Source organism: Flavobacterium sp. (genome assembly GCF_031423415.1).
Taxonomy (GTDB): domain Bacteria; phylum Bacteroidota; class Bacteroidia; order Flavobacteriales; family Flavobacteriaceae; genus Flavobacterium.
This window is the reverse complement of sequence record NZ_JANPFL010000097.1, coordinates 36,924-54,672: the sequence shown is the minus strand read 5'-3', so window position 1 is coordinate 54,672 and position 17,749 is coordinate 36,924. Positions and strand designations below refer to the sequence as shown.

The 17,749-nt window shown below is 36.0% G+C and carries 17 protein-coding genes and 1 pseudogene; all 18 read right to left on the bottom strand.

Annotation, left to right across the window (positions count from 1 at the left end):
• Positions 1–114 (bottom strand): annotated as a pseudogene (locus RMO83_RS08670) (methylenetetrahydrofolate reductase [NAD(P)H]); the annotation flags it as partial.
• A gap of 80 nt (positions 115–194) precedes the next feature.
• Positions 195–2,876, bottom strand: coding sequence for a methionine synthase (gene metH, locus RMO83_RS08665; protein ID WP_310559280.1), 2,682 nt, complete (start codon positions 2,874–2,876; stop codon positions 195–197).
• Positions 2,877–2,953: 77 nt separating this feature from the next.
• Positions 2,954–3,721: a hypothetical protein gene (locus RMO83_RS08660; RefSeq protein ID WP_310559279.1), complete on the bottom strand. Its 768-nt coding sequence runs from the start codon at positions 3,719–3,721 to the stop codon at positions 2,954–2,956.
• Positions 3,722–3,761: 40 nt separating this feature from the next.
• Positions 3,762–4,430, bottom strand: a complete 669-nt coding sequence (locus tag RMO83_RS08655) for a hypothetical protein (RefSeq protein ID WP_310559278.1) — start codon at positions 4,428–4,430, stop codon at positions 3,762–3,764.
• A 101-nt stretch (positions 4,431–4,531) separates the two neighbouring features.
• The gene (locus RMO83_RS08650; RefSeq protein WP_310559277.1) at positions 4,532–5,047 is read right to left on the bottom strand and encodes a hypothetical protein; all 516 of its coding nucleotides are present in this window, start codon (positions 5,045–5,047) and stop codon (positions 4,532–4,534) included.
• A gap of 115 nt (positions 5,048–5,162) precedes the next feature.
• On the bottom strand, positions 5,163–5,687 hold the full coding sequence (locus tag RMO83_RS08645; protein ID WP_310559276.1) for a hypothetical protein: 525 nt from the start codon (positions 5,685–5,687) through the stop codon (positions 5,163–5,165).
• Between the two features lie 27 nt (positions 5,688–5,714).
• Entirely contained in the window at positions 5,715–6,716 is a 1,002-nt protein-coding gene (locus tag RMO83_RS08640; protein WP_310559275.1) for a homocysteine S-methyltransferase family protein, read from the bottom strand.
• A gap of 208 nt (positions 6,717–6,924) precedes the next feature.
• The gene (locus RMO83_RS08635) at positions 6,925–7,257 is read right to left on the bottom strand and encodes a 2Fe-2S iron-sulfur cluster-binding protein (protein WP_310559274.1); all 333 of its coding nucleotides are present in this window, start codon (positions 7,255–7,257) and stop codon (positions 6,925–6,927) included.
• Between the two features lie 45 nt (positions 7,258–7,302).
• Positions 7,303–8,355, bottom strand: coding sequence for an NAD(P)/FAD-dependent oxidoreductase (locus RMO83_RS08630; protein WP_310559273.1), 1,053 nt, complete (start codon positions 8,353–8,355; stop codon positions 7,303–7,305).
• A 161-nt stretch (positions 8,356–8,516) separates the two neighbouring features.
• Positions 8,517–9,176 (bottom strand): bifunctional precorrin-2 dehydrogenase/sirohydrochlorin ferrochelatase, encoded by a 660-nt coding sequence (locus tag RMO83_RS08625; RefSeq protein WP_310559272.1) that lies wholly within the window; start codon positions 9,174–9,176, stop codon positions 8,517–8,519.
• Between the two features lie 82 nt (positions 9,177–9,258).
• Positions 9,259–10,044 carry a uroporphyrinogen-III C-methyltransferase gene (gene cobA / locus RMO83_RS08620; RefSeq protein WP_310559271.1) on the bottom strand — a complete coding sequence of 262 codons (786 nt, stop codon included), beginning with the start codon at positions 10,042–10,044 and terminating at the stop codon, positions 9,259–9,261.
• Positions 10,037–12,127, bottom strand: a complete 2,091-nt coding sequence (locus RMO83_RS08615) for a nitrite reductase (RefSeq protein ID WP_310559270.1) — start codon at positions 12,125–12,127, stop codon at positions 10,037–10,039. The genes cobA and RMO83_RS08615 overlap by 8 nt, the downstream gene beginning before the upstream one ends.
• Before the next feature lie 64 nt (positions 12,128–12,191).
• Complete coding sequence (locus RMO83_RS08610; RefSeq protein ID WP_310559269.1) at positions 12,192–13,436, bottom strand: GTP-binding protein; 1,245 nt, start codon at positions 13,434–13,436, stop codon at positions 12,192–12,194.
• A gap of 130 nt (positions 13,437–13,566) precedes the next feature.
• Positions 13,567–14,466 (bottom strand): sulfate adenylyltransferase subunit CysD, encoded by a 900-nt coding sequence (cysD, locus tag RMO83_RS08605; protein WP_310559268.1) that lies wholly within the window; start codon positions 14,464–14,466, stop codon positions 13,567–13,569.
• A gap of 57 nt (positions 14,467–14,523) precedes the next feature.
• Positions 14,524–15,261 (bottom strand): phosphoadenylyl-sulfate reductase, encoded by a 738-nt coding sequence (locus RMO83_RS08600; protein WP_310559267.1) that lies wholly within the window; start codon positions 15,259–15,261, stop codon positions 14,524–14,526.
• Between the two features lie 157 nt (positions 15,262–15,418).
• The gene (locus tag RMO83_RS08595; protein ID WP_310559266.1) at positions 15,419–15,829 is read right to left on the bottom strand and encodes an Rrf2 family transcriptional regulator; all 411 of its coding nucleotides are present in this window, start codon (positions 15,827–15,829) and stop codon (positions 15,419–15,421) included.
• Between the two features lie 169 nt (positions 15,830–15,998).
• Positions 15,999–17,171: an aminotransferase class I/II-fold pyridoxal phosphate-dependent enzyme gene (locus RMO83_RS08590; protein ID WP_310559265.1), complete on the bottom strand. Its 1,173-nt coding sequence runs from the start codon at positions 17,169–17,171 to the stop codon at positions 15,999–16,001.
• Between the two features lie 91 nt (positions 17,172–17,262).
• A complete protein-coding gene (locus tag RMO83_RS08585; protein ID WP_310559264.1) occupies positions 17,263–17,727 on the bottom strand; it encodes an OsmC family protein in 465 nt (154 codons plus the stop codon).
• Positions 17,728–17,749 lie beyond the last annotated feature (22 nt).

Below are 17,749 nucleotides of genomic sequence, written 5' to 3'. Positions count from 1 at the left end.
CGGATCAATATTATCGTATAATTCCTGAATACTTTTCCCCTTTTGAGGCGGAATAATTTCGAAGGAGAACAATGTATTTCCTTTTGCGTCTTCTATATGTTGTGTTACTTTCATTCTATTTTTGTTTAAAGTTTGAAGTTTAAAGTTTAAGGTTCTCTCTCGAAAACTTTAAACTCTAAACCTTAAACATTTTTTTAGTCTGCTATATTTGGATTCAACCATTTTGTTGCGACTTCAGTTGAAACGCTTCTTCGCTTGGCGTAATCAATGACTTGATCTTCCTTTATTTTTCCAAGTCCAAAATACTTACTTTCTGGATTTCCAAAGTAATAGCCCGAAACCGATGAAGCTGGCCACATTGCCATACTTTCGGTCAAAGTTACTCCAATTTTATTTTCTACATCAAGCAATTTCCAAATGGTTGGTTTTTCTAAATGGTCGGGACAAGCCGGATAACCTGGCGCTGGACGAATTCCTTTATATTCTTCGGCAATCATTGCTTCGGCACTCAAAGTTTCATCTTTCGAATAACCCCAAATTTCTTTACGCACTTTTTCGTGTAAATATTCGGCAAACGCTTCTGCAAAACGGTCTGCTAAAGCTTTGACCATAATTGAATTGTAATCGTCTAAAGCTGCCTCGAATTCTGCTGCCCATTCGTCAACACCAAATCCGGTGGTTACACAAAATGCTCCCATATAATCCGTCACGCCGTTGTCTTTTGGAGCGATAAAATCCGCCAAAGCGATATTTGGAGCACCTTTTGTTTTTTGTGCTTGCTGCCGCAAAGTCAAGAAGGTTTGCAATGGTTTTCCATTTTCGTCTGTCAATTCAATATCATCGTCATTGACTTGATTTGCAGGGAAAATACCGTAAATTCCTTTGGCTTGCAATTTCTTTTCTTTCAAAATCACAGCGAGCATTTCCTGTGCATCGGCAAAAACAGAAGTCGCTTCTTCTCCAACAACCTCATCGGTTAAAATCGCAGGATATTTCCCGAACAGTTCCCAAGTTCTGAAAAATGGCGTCCAATCGATATATGGAACTAAAACATCCAAATCTACGTCGATCACTTGTTCGCCAAGTATATTTGGTTTTACCGGACTGAAATTCGCCCAATCCAATTGCAATTTATTTTTACGAGCGTCTTCAATACTCAAGAAATTCTTGTCACGGGAACGATTCAAAAAGGTTTCTCTAAATGCATCGTAATCTGTTCTAATATCACTGGTATATTTTTCTCTGTTATCGTCCAATAAATTTCCGGCTACAGTAACTGCTCTTGAAGCATCGTTCACGTGAATCACGGTTTCCTTATATTGAGGAGCAATTTTCACAGCAGTGTGTGCACGAGAAGTAGTTGCTCCGCCAATCATTATTGGAATTTTCATCCCTCTTTTATCTAGTTCTTTGGCGAGATAGACCATTTCGTCTAAGGATGGCGTGATCAATCCGCTCAGGCCAATAATATCAACATTGTGTTCGATAGCTGCTGCAATAATTTTTTCAGGCGGAACCATAACACCAAGGTCAATGATTTCGTAATTGTTACAAGCCAAAACGACTGAGACTATATTTTTTCCAATATCGTGAACATCTCCTTTTACGGTTGCCATCAATATTTTTCCGTTCCCTGATTTATCGCCAACTTGTTTTGAGGCTTCGATATATGGAAGTAGGTATGCCACGGCTTTTTTCATTACTCGTGCCGATTTCACAACTTGTGGTAAAAACATTTTCCCTGAACCAAACAAATCTCCAACGACATTCATACCTGTCATCAAGTTGATTTCAATCACTTCAATTGGTTTTGTGGCTGCCAATCGTGCTTCTTCGACATCTTCTTCAATAAATGCATCGACTCCTTTTACCAGGGAATGCGTAATTCTTTCCTGAACCGTTCCTAAACGCCATTCCTGAATTTCTTTTTCGGTACTTTTTGGACCACCTTTTACATTCTCAGCCAAATCCAACAAACGTTCTGTAGCATCATCACGACGGTTCAAAATCACATCTTCAACGTGTTCTAATAAATCTTTTGGGATTTCATCATAAATAGACAACATTTCTGGATTTACAATGCCCATTGTCATTCCATTTTGAATAGCGTGATACAAGAAAACCGAGTGCATCGCTTCACGAACGGTGTCATTTCCTCTAAACGAAAAGGAAACATTACTCACACCTCCACTAATGTGTGCGTGTGGCAAATTATCTCGAACCCATTTAGTCCCTTTAAAGAAATCCAAAGCATTCAGGCGATGCTCTTCCATTCCGGTTGCCACAGGAAATACATTCAAATCGAAAATAATATCTTGCGGAGCAAAGTTTACCTTGTTGACTAAAATATCATACGACCGTTTGGAAATTTCAATTCGACGTTCGTAATTATCCGCTTGACCCACCTCATCAAAAGCCATCACAATTACCGCTGCACCGTAGCGCTTGATCAATTTGGCGTGATTGATAAAAGCTTCTTCTCCTTCTTTCAACGAAATCGAGTTCACGACACATTTTCCTTGGACTACCTTCAAACCTGCTTCTATGATGTCCCACTTTGAGCTATCAATCATAATAGGTACACGCGAAATATCCGGTTCGGCAGCGATTAAATTCAAGAATTTGGTCATAGCATATTCGCCATCAAGCATTCCTTCATCCATATTGATATCGATGATTTGTGCGCCACCTTCTACCTGCTCTTTGGCGATGCTCAATGCTTCGTCGTATTTCTCTTCCTTGATTAATCGAAGAAATTTTCTAGAACCGGTCACGTTTGTACGTTCTCCAATGTTAACAAATACGCTATCAGGAGTAATGATTAATGGTTCTAATCCGGATAAAACTAGGTTTCTTCTTTTTTCTGCTTTTGACATTTTTTTATTTTATTTATTTACAACAACGCATTGAAATCCGTTGCTACAAAATTTGTCGTTCCTATGGAACCTCTATTTTACCATCCATTTTTATCTCCTTCATCATAAATACTTTCTACAGTACGATCATCAATTTTGTATTTCTTAGAAATTTGCTTTTCATATTTTTTGGTAAGCTCATCTAATTTATTAGCATATTTATCCATATCAAAATTAGCTGTGTAAGGATATTTTTTATCTAGCACATCTCTTGCTCTAGTTTCTGTATCAGCTAATTCTAAATAAATCTTCTTTCTCAAATCAAAACTAAGTCCTCCAACAACGGTAGTTTTACTTCTACTCAAATACTCTTCAAGATTATCCTGGATTGTAGTAACTAATTTATAAGAATCCCTATTATTACTTACAGCAATATCTTTAGTAACCTCGCCATCTGCAGGAGCCCAAGTAGCCATAGCCACATCATACGAACCATCAATTAATTTCTTATCACTATAAAGCCAAATAGTTATATCATCAATATCATTATCCTCAGAAATTATATCTTTAGTTAATTTAGTAAAAAGAGGCTCTATTTGTTCTCTTCTAATTTTATCAGAAACTAAAAATTTATATGTAAACCTCTTATTAATTGGAGCTTTAGCATCATTTAATGATGTTCTATGACTAATATCTTCCTTTTTAATTAATGAGTATTCAGGTAATTCTACTTCGGGTTCTACAGCTTGAGGCACATATTCTTCTTTTGGAATATTTTGTAAAACATTATCTTCTACGGGTTTATCTTCCGTTTTTTTACAAGATAAAAATGAAATTAAAATGCTTAAAAAGATTATTTTTTTCATAAGAAATTGTTTTGCATTGTGTGAAAATGTGTTGATAATATTAAACTGCTAATCTATTTGCTTTGAATTCTATGTTAAGAATTTCATCTGCTTTTATCAAAGAACAAAATTCTTTAATTGAAACGATTTCAATAAAAACTTCCTTTTCATTTTGTTCAGTATTAATCAAAATTCTATGTTCACATTGATATTCTAAATCTAAGGTCTTTGAAAATAAGTTTGCTTCGAATGTTCCTTCTTGCTTGTAATCTTTATAATCTGTTAACTGATATCCAAATTTAATATTCATTTCCGTTAATTTTCGCTTAACTTCATTTAGAAAAAGAATTGGTTCTTCGATTACCAAAGCGTAATCCCCAAATTCTGACATTCTTTCATCAATTTTATGAATATCTGTTTCTTTGAAATTGTCAGATGTTAAAGCATATGAAGAAAAAGAATAAAATGAGTCAGTAGTATAATTAGTAATTGAAAAAAGTTTATTGGGCATTGGTTGAAAAGTGAACTTTTTAAAGTTAGGAATTTCGCATTCTATTTTTGAGAAATACACATTTGAAATATTGATTAATCCTTCAAACTTGTCACCTCTTCCTTTTTCAGTCGACTTTTGGAAATCATCAATCGCCCCAAATCTCAATTGTCCATTTCCAATTAATTTTTCTAAATGCTCTTTTCTCCCAAATTTTATTAAACAAAATAGACGATTCATTTATCCCATTTTTAAAGTTTGCTTGCAATCTAAATTACACTTGTGACTATTCCATTCTTAAATTACAACACCTATTTATTTGTATTCACGAGCAGGCTGGGCTAATCCCACGCATTTTTGTCATTGCTTAATTCAACTTGATATATTACACCACTTGGGATTTTAAACGTTATAAACCATTGAATTGCATTTTTACCTAGGTAACCTATTGTCATTTTTAATCCATTTTGCGTAATATAGTCACCATAACTAGCACCATCGGGACTCATTTTAAATTCTTCAATGCACTTTAATTTATAATCCTTATTACCTAAAATCAACTTTAGACTTACCTTATCTTTAGAGAACAATAATTTAGCTGTACTGCGCTCGGATCTGTTTTCGAAACCGTCCTCCCATACCTTAGTGTAGCGATACGTACTAGTTTCAGGAATTTCAAGTTCTTGCATTTTAACAACTTCAGGCTGCGAAATATCAATACTATCAACTTTAGTAACTACCTCAGGTATTTGCACTTGGTCTACTGCTGTAGGAGCATTAAATTCTACTGGTTTTTCTTCTGTATTCTTACAAGATAAAAAAGATAATAGAATGCTTAAAAAGATTTTTTTTTTCATAGTTGTTATATTTTTTAATCATTGTTTAATTATATTTTAAAACTTAATAGCTTTTCATAGATACTTTTGTTCCTTTGAGGGTACAAACGAAATACTTGCGCTAGCAAGGAATGTATTATTTCACAGTTATCTTAACCATAATTTTTTTTTCAATATTTCGTAAAATAATTGTAAATTCTTCATAAGAAGGCAATCCGTTTTTCCATTTAATTTGTTGAGGAATACTTCCTCCCATAGAGACTAAATCAGTAAATGAATACATCATATCTTCATATTCTAATATTTCTTTCTTTAAATTCGAATTTGTATAGCATTTTGCTAAAATTTCAATTCTAGACAACTTATCAAATAATTTTTCTCTTTCTTCTTTAGGAAATTTTGCATCTCGAATTTCGTAATATTCCAGTAAAGTTTTTATTTTTTCTTGATTTCTATAATTTTCAATATCATTATATAGATTCTTTAATATTCCAAAATATTTCCCTGAAACTGTTATTGATTCTAAAAGTTCCTCAAGTTTATTCGTTAATATTTGTTCTCTGTTATTCTTATTTGCTCTATTTATAGCAAACATTCCGACAACAACCGCTCCAACAGTTCCAATTGAGGTAAACGTTTCATTTATTAAATCCCAACACATATCTTGTTATTTTGTTTATAAAATTTATCACATCACCGCCTGTGAAACTCTAGGTTGATAATCCTTCGCAATATCCGCAATCAATTTGATATGTTGTGGCGTTGTTCCGCAACAACCACCTATAATATTTACTAAATTATCATCTAAATATTCTTTTATAAAAGCTTGCATTTGCTCTGGTGTTTCGTCGTATTCTCCAAAGGCATTTGGCAATCCTGCATTAGGATGCGCCGAAATATTGAACGAAGTGTTGTGCGACAAAGTTTGCAAATAGGGTTTCAATAAATCGGCTCCCAAAGCGCAATTGAAACCTACGCTCAACAACGGAATGTGCGAAACCGAAATCAGGAAAGCTTCAACCGTTTGTCCGGAAAGTGTTCTTCCAGAAGCATCCGTTATCGTTCCTGAAACCATTATTGGAATATCGATATTACGTTCTTCCTTCACCTGTTCGATAGCGAAAAGTGCTGCTTTGGCATTTAGAGTATCGAAAATAGTTTCTACCAAAAGTAAATCTACGCCCCCATCAATCAAAGCTTCCACTTGTTGTTTGTAAGCAATGCGCAAATCATCGAAAGTTACAGCTCGGTAACCCGGATCGTTTACTTCTGGCGACATACTGGCTGTTCGGTTTGTTGGCCCAATGGAACCAGCCACAAAACGCGGTTTTTCTGCGTTTTTGGCTGTGAATTCATCAGCTACTTCACGAGCTAGTTTTGCTGATTGGTAGTTCAATTCATATACAAAATCTTCCAAATGATAATCCGCCATTCCGATAGTTGTTCCTGAAAAAGTGTTGGTTTCCACAATATCGGCTCCCGCTTCATAATACAAAGCGTGGACTTCTTTGATGGCTTTGGGTTGTGTTAAAGACAACAAATCGTTGTTTCCTTTGAGCGAATGCGGAAAATCTTTGAATTGTTCTCCTCGGAAATCTTCTTCGGAAAAATTGTAGCGTTGCAACATCGTTCCCATTGCTCCGTCGAGTACGAGAATTCGTTTTTTGATTTCTTCTTGAATGTTTGGCATTTTATAATGGTTTTAAACAACCAACCCTGACGAGGCATTAAAACCTGACAGGGTTGAATTATATTGCAAATGTAATACTATAAAACATAAAAAAAATTGTACTAGGCTTGTAAAATCAAAAAAAAAAAAAGAGTCTGACTCCAAGAATTTCGATAGTCTGTTATAAATTAAAACTGCCAACTATCTGATTGAAATTGCTAGAAATCAATTATGATTCCGGTGCTAACTCTATTTCTAATCCTTTTAACGCCTCTGAAATGTATATTTGACAACCTAAACGACTGTTATCTTTTACGTTAAAAGCTTCTGAAAGCATCGCTTCTTCATCATCGGTTTTTTCAGGGAGCATTGTGTCATTTAAGACGTAGCATTGACAAGAAGCGCACATTGCCATTCCGCCACAAGTTCCAATAGTACCTTCGGGAGCTAATTCATACGCCCGAACAAGTTCCATAATATTCATATTCATATCCGTTGGCGCTTGTACTTCGTGTGTTTGTCCTTCTCTATCGGTAATTTTTATGGTAACATCTTGTGACATATTGTATAATTTTATAGCTATTAATGCGGATTATTAGATTTGTTATTAATCTATGGCTTTTACAACCGCTTTTGGAGCTTCTTTTCGAGTTCCATCGAATCCATCTACACCAGAAACAGTGGTATATTTCATCACATATTTTTTACCCGGATTGATAATTTGATAAGCTGCTTGACACATCACCGTTGCTTCATGAAAGCCACAAAGAATCAATTTTAATTTTCCTGGATAAGTATTTACATCGCCTATGGCAAAAACTCCAGGAATATTAGTTTGATAATCTAAGGCGTTATTTACTTTGATCGCATTTTTTTCGATTTCTAATCCCCAGTTGCCTATTGGTCCTAGTTTTGGTGTTAATCCGAAAAGTGGAATGAAATAATCCGTAGGTATATTTCTATGTGCTCCGTTAATGTCTACATCGACAGATTCTAAATGCTCGGCGCCATTCAAACCAACCACTTCGCCAGGAGTAATCATCTTGATTTTTCCTAAATTTTTAAGTTCTTGAACTTTCTCAACTGAATCCAAAGCACCGCGGAATTCGTTTCTGCGGTGAATCAAGGTTACTTCTGAAGCTATATCAGCTAAGAAAATACTCCAGTCTAAGGCCGAATCTCCACCTCCAGAAATTACTACTCGTTTATTTCTAAATTTTTCTGGGTTCTTGATGAAGTATTTAACACCTTTATTTTCATAAAATTCAATATCCTCAATTATAGGCTTTCGCGGTTCAAAACTACCTAATCCGCCAGCAATAGCAACTACCGAAGCGTGAAATTTCTTTCCTTTATTAGAGGTGACAATAAAACTGCCATCTTCTTGTTTATCTATCGTTTCGGCACGTTCTCCAAGCGTAAATCCTGGTTCGAATTGTTTAATTTGCTCCATTAGATTCCCCACTAAATCTCCTGCCAAAATTTCCGGAAATCCAGGAATATCATAGATGGGTTTCTTTGGATATAATTCAGATAATTGACCGCCTGGTTGCGGCAATGCATCGAGAATGTGGCATTTTAATTTTAATAATCCAGCTTCAAAAACGGTAAATAATCCAGTAGGTCCAGCGCCTATTATAAGTATATCTGTTTTAATCATATCAGCCCCCTAACCCCCAAAGGGGGAATTACAGGTAAAATTTAGTTAATAATTTATTTTAATTTTTTATGTCCGCAAGTAATCTCTTTGAAGAAAGAGTAGTTTCTAGATAATTGTCTTATTTATTTTAATTTTTACTTCTAACTTCGTACTTCCAACTTCTAACTTTTTTTCTTCAATGCTTCTGTAATCTCATTCATTTTTTGGACTTTTTCTTCAAAATTCCCTTTGAGGGTTTTGCGATATTCGTTCAGGTTTTCGACCATTTTGTTAATGTCATCCGGTATAATTTCTTCAAAAAATTCACGTAATCTTTTGGCGGTTGTGGGCGATTTTCCGTTGGTGGAAATGGCGATTTTTACATTTCCCTTGGTCACAATTCCGCCCAAATAATAATCACATAATGGAGGCGTATCGGCGATATTGCAAATTAAATATCTTTTTCTGGATAAATCAAACACTCTTTTATTGACTTTCAAATCATCAGTGCAAGCAATCACCATATTGCGTTTGCGAAGCATCCATCGATTGAACTTTTTATAGGTCAATTTTACTGAAGGATGATTTTGTGCTAATGCTTCTAATTCTGGAAGAAACTTTGGTGCCACAACCTCAACATTGGCATTTGGACTAGATTTCAACATAAATGACAACTTTTCTAAGCCTACATTTCCTCCGCCAACGATAAGCACATTAAGCTGTTGGAGTTTTAGGAAAATGGGGTATAGTTCATTCCTCACCCCCGACCCCTCTCCAAAGGAGAGGGGGGCCGAGTCTGTATTATTAGGATGTGAATCGTTTTTATTTATTTTATCTTTCATTTTCAAAAAAGTGCTTGTGAAACCGCATTGGTTATACTTTCTTTCCTTTCCTAACTCCCTTCGGGGAGGGCTGGGGTGGGGATCACTCTCTAGCGTAAACCTGATGAGAAAGCAAATCCTTGTAAAATTCGTTCCATTCATTGCGTTCTCTTACCACTTCGCCTATTACAATTATGGCGGGAGAACTCAAGCTATTGTCTTGTACAACTTGTAAAATAGTGTTGATGGTTCCAAAACCCACTTTTTCGTTTACCATTGTCCCATTTTGAATAATTGCAACGGGAGTTTCTCCTTTGAATTCGTTTTGAAACAAAGTAATAATTTGTTCCAATTTACTCATACCCATCAAAATTACAACAGTTGCAGTAGATTTTGCGGCCAAAGCTACGTCTTTTGATAGATTCCTATCAGAAGTTGTACCTGTAATAACCCAAAAACTTTCAGAAACGCCTCTTTTTGTCAATGAAATTCCTTGATTTGCTGGAACTGCGATTGATGAGGAGATTCCTGGTATAACAGACGTAGGAATTCCGAAGCTATGAATAAATTCAATTTCTTCACTTCCACGACCAAAAATAAATGGATCGCCACCTTTTAATCGAACCACATTTCCATACGTTAGCGCATTATCAACAATCAACTGGTTGATTTCGTCTTGAGAATAGGAATGCGCGCCTTTTCTTTTGCCTACATAAATTCGAAGCGCCAATTCAGGAGCATACTTCAAAATTTCTTCGTTAGACAAAGCATCATATAAAACCACGTTCGCTTCAGCAAGTGCTTTTACGCCTTTGATAGTGAGCAAATCAGGATCACCTGGACCAGCACCTACTAATGTTACTTTAGGTTTTAGCGAGTTGTTATTCATTTACTAAATCTTTGGCTCTGTACGATTCTAACTGTTCGAAAAAAGCAGCTGCTTCTTGAATATACTTTTTGGCGAATTCTTCAGATGGTTCGTTTTTATTAATTTGATACACTAATTCGCTAAAAGTTTGTGGCAATTCTATTTTGTTGGTTGCTGTAAAAACAGTATCAAATAAATCGATTATTCCACCGTGGTGATTTGTTTTTTGATTTTCGGCAAGTAATATTGCTTTGGCACCATTAACAAATCCGGCATACGCCAAATAGATTGCATCCGACCACTTTTTGTCATCGAAAGCTTCTTGCGCAAACGTTAATTTGTCTTTGGCTTCGAGAAGTAAGGTCGCTACTAAATCAATAACAACACCAGCACATTCGCCAACTCCAATAGCTTTTACATAATTATCAGCATTTCCCCAATCAATAAAATCAGCTTCGGTTAGATTTGTAACGTCAGAAAGTGGCGATAATAAATCGAAAAAATATTTTTCGCCTTTGGCATCATAATAATCCAAAAAGCGTAATCCGTTGGCATTCGATTCGAAATCATTTAAAATAAAACGCAAAGCATCGGGACCACGACGGCTTGGAATTTTGATTACTTTATCGGAAAATCTTCCTTGACCATTTCCTAAATTTCCTCCTCCCAATAAAACTTGCAGTGCTGGAGCAACTAATTTTCCAGAATTGATTGACATTCCCTGAAAACCAATTTCGGCCATATTGTGTTGTCCACAAGCATTCATACAGCCACTAATTTTTATTGTAATTTCTCTATTGTCATTGTATTGTGGATATTCGGTTGCGAAAACTCTTTCTAATTCTGTGGCAATTCCTGTACTACTTGCAATTCCAAGATTACAAGTATCGGTTCCAGGACAAGCCGTAATATCAGCTGTTGAATTATAACCCAAATCTACAAAATCCAGTTTGGCTAATTCTTGGTAGAAAAATGGCAAACTTTCTTCCTTAATGTGACGAATAAGAATGTCTTGTCTTAGTGAAAAACGCAATTCATTGGCGCCATAATTTTTTATCAAATCAGCCAATAATCTCGCTTTGTCGGTGTAGAAATCACCCAAATGCACTTTGATTCCAATAGCAACATATCCAGCTTGTTTTTGCTGAATAACATTTGATTTTTTCCAAGTTTCAAAAGCGACAACATCATCAATTTCGACTTTTGGCGCTATCAATAAAGGCGTAAGAATTGGTTGATCGAATGCAGTGGTATCGATTTCATAGGTTGTACACGACAACGCTTTTTTCTCTAGTTCTACCAATCGCAAGAATTCATCTTTGCCTAAATCTTTAATTAAAAATTTCATACGGGCTTTCAAACGTTTCGCTCTTTCGCCAAAACGGTCAAATATTCTTAGAACGCCTTCGGTAGTTGGAATAATCTCGTTTACTGGAACAAATTCCGATAACAACTCAGCGTGGTGTGGCTGTGAACCTAATCCGCCACCAAGCATTACTTTGAAACCTCTTTCGCCATTGACAATTTTTGGAATAAATCCTAAATCGTGCAAATAACTCAAAGCGGTATCTTTGTCTGAAGACGAAAAAGATATTTTGACTTTTCGTCCCATTTCCTGATTCACAGGGTTTCTCAAAAGAAATTGGAACAAAGCGTGAGCATAAGGAGAAACATCGAAAGGCTCTTCGGGATCGATTCCTGCATTTTCGCTGGCAGTTATATTTCGAACCGTATTGCCGCAAGCTTCACGAAGCGTAACATCATTTTTCTCCAATTCAGCCCAAAGTTCAGGCGTTCTATCCAAACTTACATAGTGAATTTGGATGTCTTGACGGGTTGTAATGTGCAAACGTCCACGCGAATATTCATCAGAAACCTTTGCAATTCGAACTAATTGCTCGCTTGTTACTCTACCAAAAGGTATTTTGATTCGAATCATTTGAACGCCTTCTTGACGTTGACCATAAACACCTCGCGCCAATCGAAGGCTACGAAAACGTTCGTCATCAATTTTTCCGTCACGAAATAAAGCAATTTTTCTTTCTAAATCAATAATGTCTTTTTGGACAATCGGATTTTCTATTTCGGTTCTAAAACTTTCCATATTTTCTGTTTTGTGTTTGTTGTTTATGGTTTATTGTTTCAAACTACAAACCATAAACTATTAACTATTTTATAAATCCAACTCCTGCGGTTGTATTGGTCGCAGTATCAATTAATATGAACGCACCATTCGATTTATTCTCCGTATAGGCATCAAAATATAAAGGTTTGCTTAATTTAATTTGAACTTCACCAATTTCATTAATGGCCAATTGTGTTGCTTCTTTTGTTCCTGAATAATCCGTAGAAATCGTGTTTTTTACAGCATCAATTTTTGCCAAAACCCGATTAGTATTATGCTGAACAATATATTTTGTTCCAGCCACCAATTTTTTACTGTCCATCCAGCAAATTGTTGTTTCAATATCTTTCTCGATTCTTGGCAATTCACCAGATTTTACAATCATATCGCCACGAGTTACATTGATGTCGTTTTCCAATTCCAAAACTATCGAAGAACCTGCTGCGGCTTCCTCAAATTGTTGTTCGAAAAAGTGAATTTTAGACACTTTCGATTCTGTTAAAGAAGGAAGCACCGTCACAGCATCTCCCACTTTGATATTGTTTCCATTTAATTTTCCAGCATATCCTCTGAAATCGTGATATTCTTCAGTTTTTGGTCGAATCACTGTTTGCACTGGAAAACGGACTTTCCCCTTTTCGAAAACGTCTTTCGGCTCCAAACCTTCTAAATGTTCCAAAACAGTTTGTCCTGTGTACCACGGCATATTTTCGGATTTATCCACTACATTCCCACCATTGATAGCACTTAAAGGAATGTAACTTACGACTTGTTCTTTAAAAGTGCTTTTGGCATTTAATGCTTGAAAATCGGCTTTGATTTTGTTGTACACTTCCTCCGAATAATCAACTAAATCCATTTTGTTTACTGCAACAATCACCTCTTTTACTCTCAGTAAATTATTGATGAAAAAGTGACGATAGGTTTGCTCAATAACGCCTTTTCGGGCATCAATCAAAATGATAGAAACCTGTGAAGTCGAAGCTCCAGTGACCATATTTCTTGTATACTCAACGTGACCTGGCGTATCGGCAATAATGTAACTTTTCTTGGCTGTCGAAAAATAAATGTGTGCTACGTCGATTGTAATTCCTTGTTCACGCTCGGCAACCAAACCATCGGTAGCCAATGAAAAATCGAGGTAATCGTATCCTTTTTGCTTGCTGCTTCTTTCTATTGCCTCAATTTTATCAGTCGTCAACGATTTTGTATCGTATAATAATCGTCCTATTAATGTACTCTTTCCGTCATCTACACTTCCTGCTGTTGCTATTTTTAAAACTTCCATTCTTGTTTTGTTTATTGTTTTTCCTCACCCCAACCCTCTCCAAAGGAGAGGGAGCCGAGACTAGAAATAATAGTTTTTTAATTTGTTTATTCTTCCTCCCTCTCCTTTGGAGAGGGTTGGGGTGAGGTTTCTAAAAGTATCCTTGTTGTTTTCTTTTTTCCATTGCGGCTTCCGAACGTTTATCGTCGATTCTAGCGCCTCTTTCGGAAATGGTTGATGACCTGATTTCGCCAACTACTTCGGCAATAGTTGCTGCATAAGAATCGACAGCAGCAGTACAACTCATATCTCCAACGGTTCTAAAACGAACAATTCTTTCTTCGATTGCTTCATCTTCTTCTTGGTAAACAAAAGGCGAATGTGACCAAATCATACCGTCTCTTATGAATACTTTTCTTTTGTGTGAAAAATAAATCGATGGAATTTCAATTTTTTCTTGTTCGATATAACTCCAAACATCTAATTCTGTCCAATTTGAAATTGGGAAAACACGAACATTTTGTCCATTTTCAATTTTTCCGTTCAATAAATCAAATAATTCTGGGCGTTGGTTTTTTTCGTCCCATTGACCAAAATCATCGCGCACCGAGAAAATACGTTCTTTGGCTCTTGCTTTTTCTTCGTCACGTCGTGCGCCACCAATACAAGCATCAAATTTAAATTCCTCAATAGCGTCTAAAAGTGTTGTCGTTTGCAACATATTTCTACTTGAATAACGGCCCGTTTCTTCAATTACTTTTCCTTCGTTGATAGAATCTTGCACGTTACGAACGATTAATTCTAATCCTAATTCAGCAACCAATTTATCTCTAAATTCAATGGTTTCCGGGAAATTATGTCCAGTATCAACGTGCAATAACGGAAAAGGAATCTTTGCAGGAAAGAATGCTTTTTGTGCCAAACGTACTAATGTTATAGAATCTTTTCCACCTGAAAAAAGTAAAACTGGTTTTTCAAATTGAGAAATTACCTCTCTAAATATGTAAATTGCTTCGCTTTCTAAAGCATTTGTTTTTAATATTGTGCTCATAATATCAGCCCCCTAACCCCCGAAGGGGGAACTGTTGGGGTGTTTATTTGTTAATAATTAATTTTTATCTTTAATGATTCCCCCTTCGGGGGCTAGGGGGCTATGCAATCCGCATTCTTTATGACTTGATTCCCACCACCATCTTCCGGCTCTAATATCTTCTCCTTCAGAAATTGCTCTGGTACAAGGAGCACAACCTATGCTTACAAATCCTTTTTTGTGTAAAGCGTTTTGAGGAACATTATTCCCGTCAATGTATTTTTGAACGTCTTCTAAAGTCCATTTCAATAATGGATTGAATTTTATAATATCAAAATGAGCATCGTATTCAAAAAATGCCAAATCATTTCTATTTTCGGATTGCTCCGCTCTTAAACCTGTAATCCAAATGGCATTTCCTTTCAAAGCTTTGGTCAACGGAGCTACTTTTCGAATGAAACAACATTCTTTTCTGTTTTCGACAGAATCGTAGAAACTGTTTGGTCCTTTAGTTTCCAATAATTTTTCTACCGCAGCAGCTTCTGGAAAATAAACTTTGATTTCTTTTTTATACTTTTTCAATGTTTTATGAAAAACATCGTAGGTTTCTTGAAACAATCTTCCTGTATCCAAGGTAAAAATGGTAATTGGCAAATCGTTTTTCGCAATTAAAGCCGTAATCACTTGGTCTTCCTGTCCGAAAGAAGTCGAAAAAACAACTTTTCCTTCATACTCCTTAGCCAAAAACGCCAAGGTTTCCTCGATGGAAAAACCGGCTGTTTTTGCTGATAACGTATTTACTGTATATAAACTCATTTTATTACTATTTTCCTCACCCCAACCCTCTCCAAAGGAGAGGGAGAAAAGCGGATTAAATTTTTATTTAAATCTATTACCCTATCGGTTTAGTAGATTAGTCCGCAAAATTACTATTTATTTCTAAATAACAAAAGAATATTCTAAAAAAAGATTTTTAAAATGCTATGTCGGCAAGGGAATTGTTTTCTAATATCATCAAGGTATTATCACGAACTTCCATCATTAGTTTGCGAACAGCACACGAAGATTCATCGGTACAATCGTCGCATTTTTCGTAGAAGTTGTGGCTGGCGCAGGGCAATAAAGCAATTGGGCCTTCGAGAATGCGGTAGACTTTCGCCATATTGATTTCTTTAGGGTCTTTGATCAAATAATAACCACCGCCTTTTCCCTTCTTGGCTCCTAGAAAACCAGAATGTCGTAAGAGCAACAAAATACTTTCAAGAAATTTTAACGAAATGTGTTCTGCTTTTGCAATATCAGCAATGGCTACAGGAGTTTGATCTTCTTGGCGTGCCAAAAAAGTCAAAGCTTTGATTCCGTATTTTGTTTTTTTTGAGAGCATTTTGAAGATTTATGATTTTTGAATTGAGATTACCGATTTTTGATTTAAAAAATTAAGAAATCAAAAGCTCCAATAATAACAATAAAAGTATAGTTTTAAATTGAAAAATAATGATTGTAATTTGTTTAAAAATCTGCAATCGAAAATCATTAATCACCAATCGAAAATCTTATGACAAAGCCTGTTCCAAATCAGCAATTACATCGTTCACGGTTTCCAAGCCTACGGAAACTCGTACCAAACCATCGGTAATGCTTACAGCCAAACGTTCTTCGACAGACAATTTACTGTGTGTTGTCGATGCCGGATGCGTAACAATCGTTCTGGTGTCGCCTAAATTAGGGGACAATGAACACAATTTTATTTTATCCAAGAATGCTCTTCCCGCTTCGATTCCTCCTTTGATTTCGAAAGCCACAATGTTACCCCCAGCTTTCATTTGTTTTTGAGCAATTTCGTATTGTGGATGCGATTTCAAGAACGGATATTTTACCAAACTTACATTCGGATGTTGTTCTAAAAACTCAGCTACTTTCAGGGCATTTTCACAATGTCGGTCTAGTCGAATGGCCAAAGTTTCTAAACTTTTAGACAATACCCAAGCATTAAACGGTGACAAAGAGGGACCAGTCAATCGAGAAAACAAATAGATTTTTTGAATCAATTCAGTATCACCAACAGTAATTCCACCCAAAACTCTCCCTTGACCGTCCATTAATTTTGTCGCTGAATGAATCACCAAATCGGCTCCCCATTTTATAGGTTGCTGCAAATAAGGCGTAGCAAAACAGTTGTCGATAATCAAAATTAAATTGTGTTTTTTGGCAATTGTACCAAGCAATTCTAAATCGATAATATCGACCGCTGGATTGGTAGGCGATTCAGCAAAAAGAATTTTGGTGTTGGGTTTGATACAACTTTCTATAGTTTCGGGTTTATTAATGTCGAAATAGGTTGTTTCGATTCCCCATTTTGGAAAATAGTTAATAAACAAAGAATGTGTCGCTCCAAATACACTTCCTGCCGAAACCATATGATCGCCCGAATTTAATAATGCTGCCAATGTGGAATAGACTGCTGCCATTCCTGAAGCAAATGCAAATCCTGCCGTTGCGCCTTCCATTTGGCATACTTTATTTATAAACTCATTAGTATTCGGATTGCTATAACGGCTGTAAATATTTCTATCTTTTTCGTCGGCAAAAGAAGCACGCATATCTTCGGCATCTTCAAATACAAAACTAGAAGTTAAGTACAAAGGCACAGAATGCTCTAAATATTGGGTGCGTTCTAATTGATTGCGGATGGCTTGGGTCTCGAAACCAAATTCTTGATTGTTCATTGTAAAAGTTTTCCTCACCCCAGCCCTCTCCAAAGGAGAGGGAGCCGAAAGTGGATTGTTATTATTAATTAAATCTGCAAAAATAATATATTTATTTGTTGCTAGTTCCCCCTTCGGGGGTTAGGGGGCTGACTATTGGGCTTCCATTCAAAACCACTATATAATGTATCGTTGCTGTTGGCTCTACTGTTTTAGCCACTGAGCAATATTTTTCAAAAGAAAGTTGTGCTGCTTTCAACGCTTTGTCTTCTTTAATGTTTCCTTCTAAATAAAACACCACATAAATATTTTTGAATGGTTTGGCATCTCCTACTTGCTCACGTTCGCCTTCGACATCTGCTTTGAAAGAGGTGATTTCTTGGCGTTGTTTTTTTAGAATCGAAATCATATCAATTCCGCTGCAACCTGCTACACCCATCAAGATCAATTCCATTGGACTTGGTCCCATATCATTGCCTCCAAAATCAGGTCTGGCATCTACATTTACAATATGTCCACGTTCGTTTTTCAATTCGAAGTGGAAGTTTTCGTTTACTCTGTTTAATGTTACTTTCATTATTTTATTTTTTTGGACGCGG

Bases quoted from the DNA above. Each gene is read 5' to 3' on its own strand.
- metH (WP_310559280.1), bottom strand. From the start codon at position 2,876: ATGTCAAAAGCAGAAAAAAGAAGAAACCTAGTTTTATCCGGATTAGAA.
- RMO83_RS08660 (WP_310559279.1), bottom strand. From the start codon at position 3,721: ATGAAAAAAATAATCTTTTTAAGCATTTTAATTTCATTTTTATCTTGT.
- RMO83_RS08655 (WP_310559278.1), bottom strand. From the start codon at position 4,430: ATGAATCGTCTATTTTGTTTAATAAAATTTGGGAGAAAAGAGCATTTA.
- RMO83_RS08650 (WP_310559277.1), bottom strand. From the start codon at position 5,047: ATGAAAAAAAAAATCTTTTTAAGCATTCTATTATCTTTTTTATCTTGT.
- RMO83_RS08645 (WP_310559276.1), bottom strand. From the start codon at position 5,687: ATGTGTTGGGATTTAATAAATGAAACGTTTACCTCAATTGGAACTGTT.
- RMO83_RS08640 (WP_310559275.1), bottom strand. From the start codon at position 6,716: ATGCCAAACATTCAAGAAGAAATCAAAAAACGAATTCTCGTACTCGAC.
- RMO83_RS08635 (WP_310559274.1), bottom strand. From the start codon at position 7,257: ATGTCACAAGATGTTACCATAAAAATTACCGATAGAGAAGGACAAACA.
- RMO83_RS08630 (WP_310559273.1), bottom strand. From the start codon at position 8,355: ATGATTAAAACAGATATACTTATAATAGGCGCTGGACCTACTGGATTA.
- RMO83_RS08625 (WP_310559272.1), bottom strand. From the start codon at position 9,176: ATGAAAGATAAAATAAATAAAAACGATTCACATCCTAATAATACAGAC.
- cobA (WP_310559271.1), bottom strand. From the start codon at position 10,044: ATGAATAACAACTCGCTAAAACCTAAAGTAACATTAGTAGGTGCTGGT.
- RMO83_RS08615 (WP_310559270.1), bottom strand. From the start codon at position 12,127: ATGGAAAGTTTTAGAACCGAAATAGAAAATCCGATTGTCCAAAAAGAC.
- RMO83_RS08610 (WP_310559269.1), bottom strand. From the start codon at position 13,436: ATGGAAGTTTTAAAAATAGCAACAGCAGGAAGTGTAGATGACGGAAAG.
- cysD (WP_310559268.1), bottom strand. From the start codon at position 14,466: ATGAGCACAATATTAAAAACAAATGCTTTAGAAAGCGAAGCAATTTAC.
- RMO83_RS08600 (WP_310559267.1), bottom strand. From the start codon at position 15,261: ATGAGTTTATATACAGTAAATACGTTATCAGCAAAAACAGCCGGTTTT.
- RMO83_RS08595 (WP_310559266.1), bottom strand. From the start codon at position 15,829: ATGCTCTCAAAAAAAACAAAATACGGAATCAAAGCTTTGACTTTTTTG.
- RMO83_RS08590 (WP_310559265.1), bottom strand. From the start codon at position 17,171: ATGAACAATCAAGAATTTGGTTTCGAGACCCAAGCCATCCGCAATCAA.
- RMO83_RS08585 (WP_310559264.1), bottom strand. From the start codon at position 17,727: ATGAAAGTAACATTAAACAGAGTAAACGAAAACTTCCACTTCGAATTG.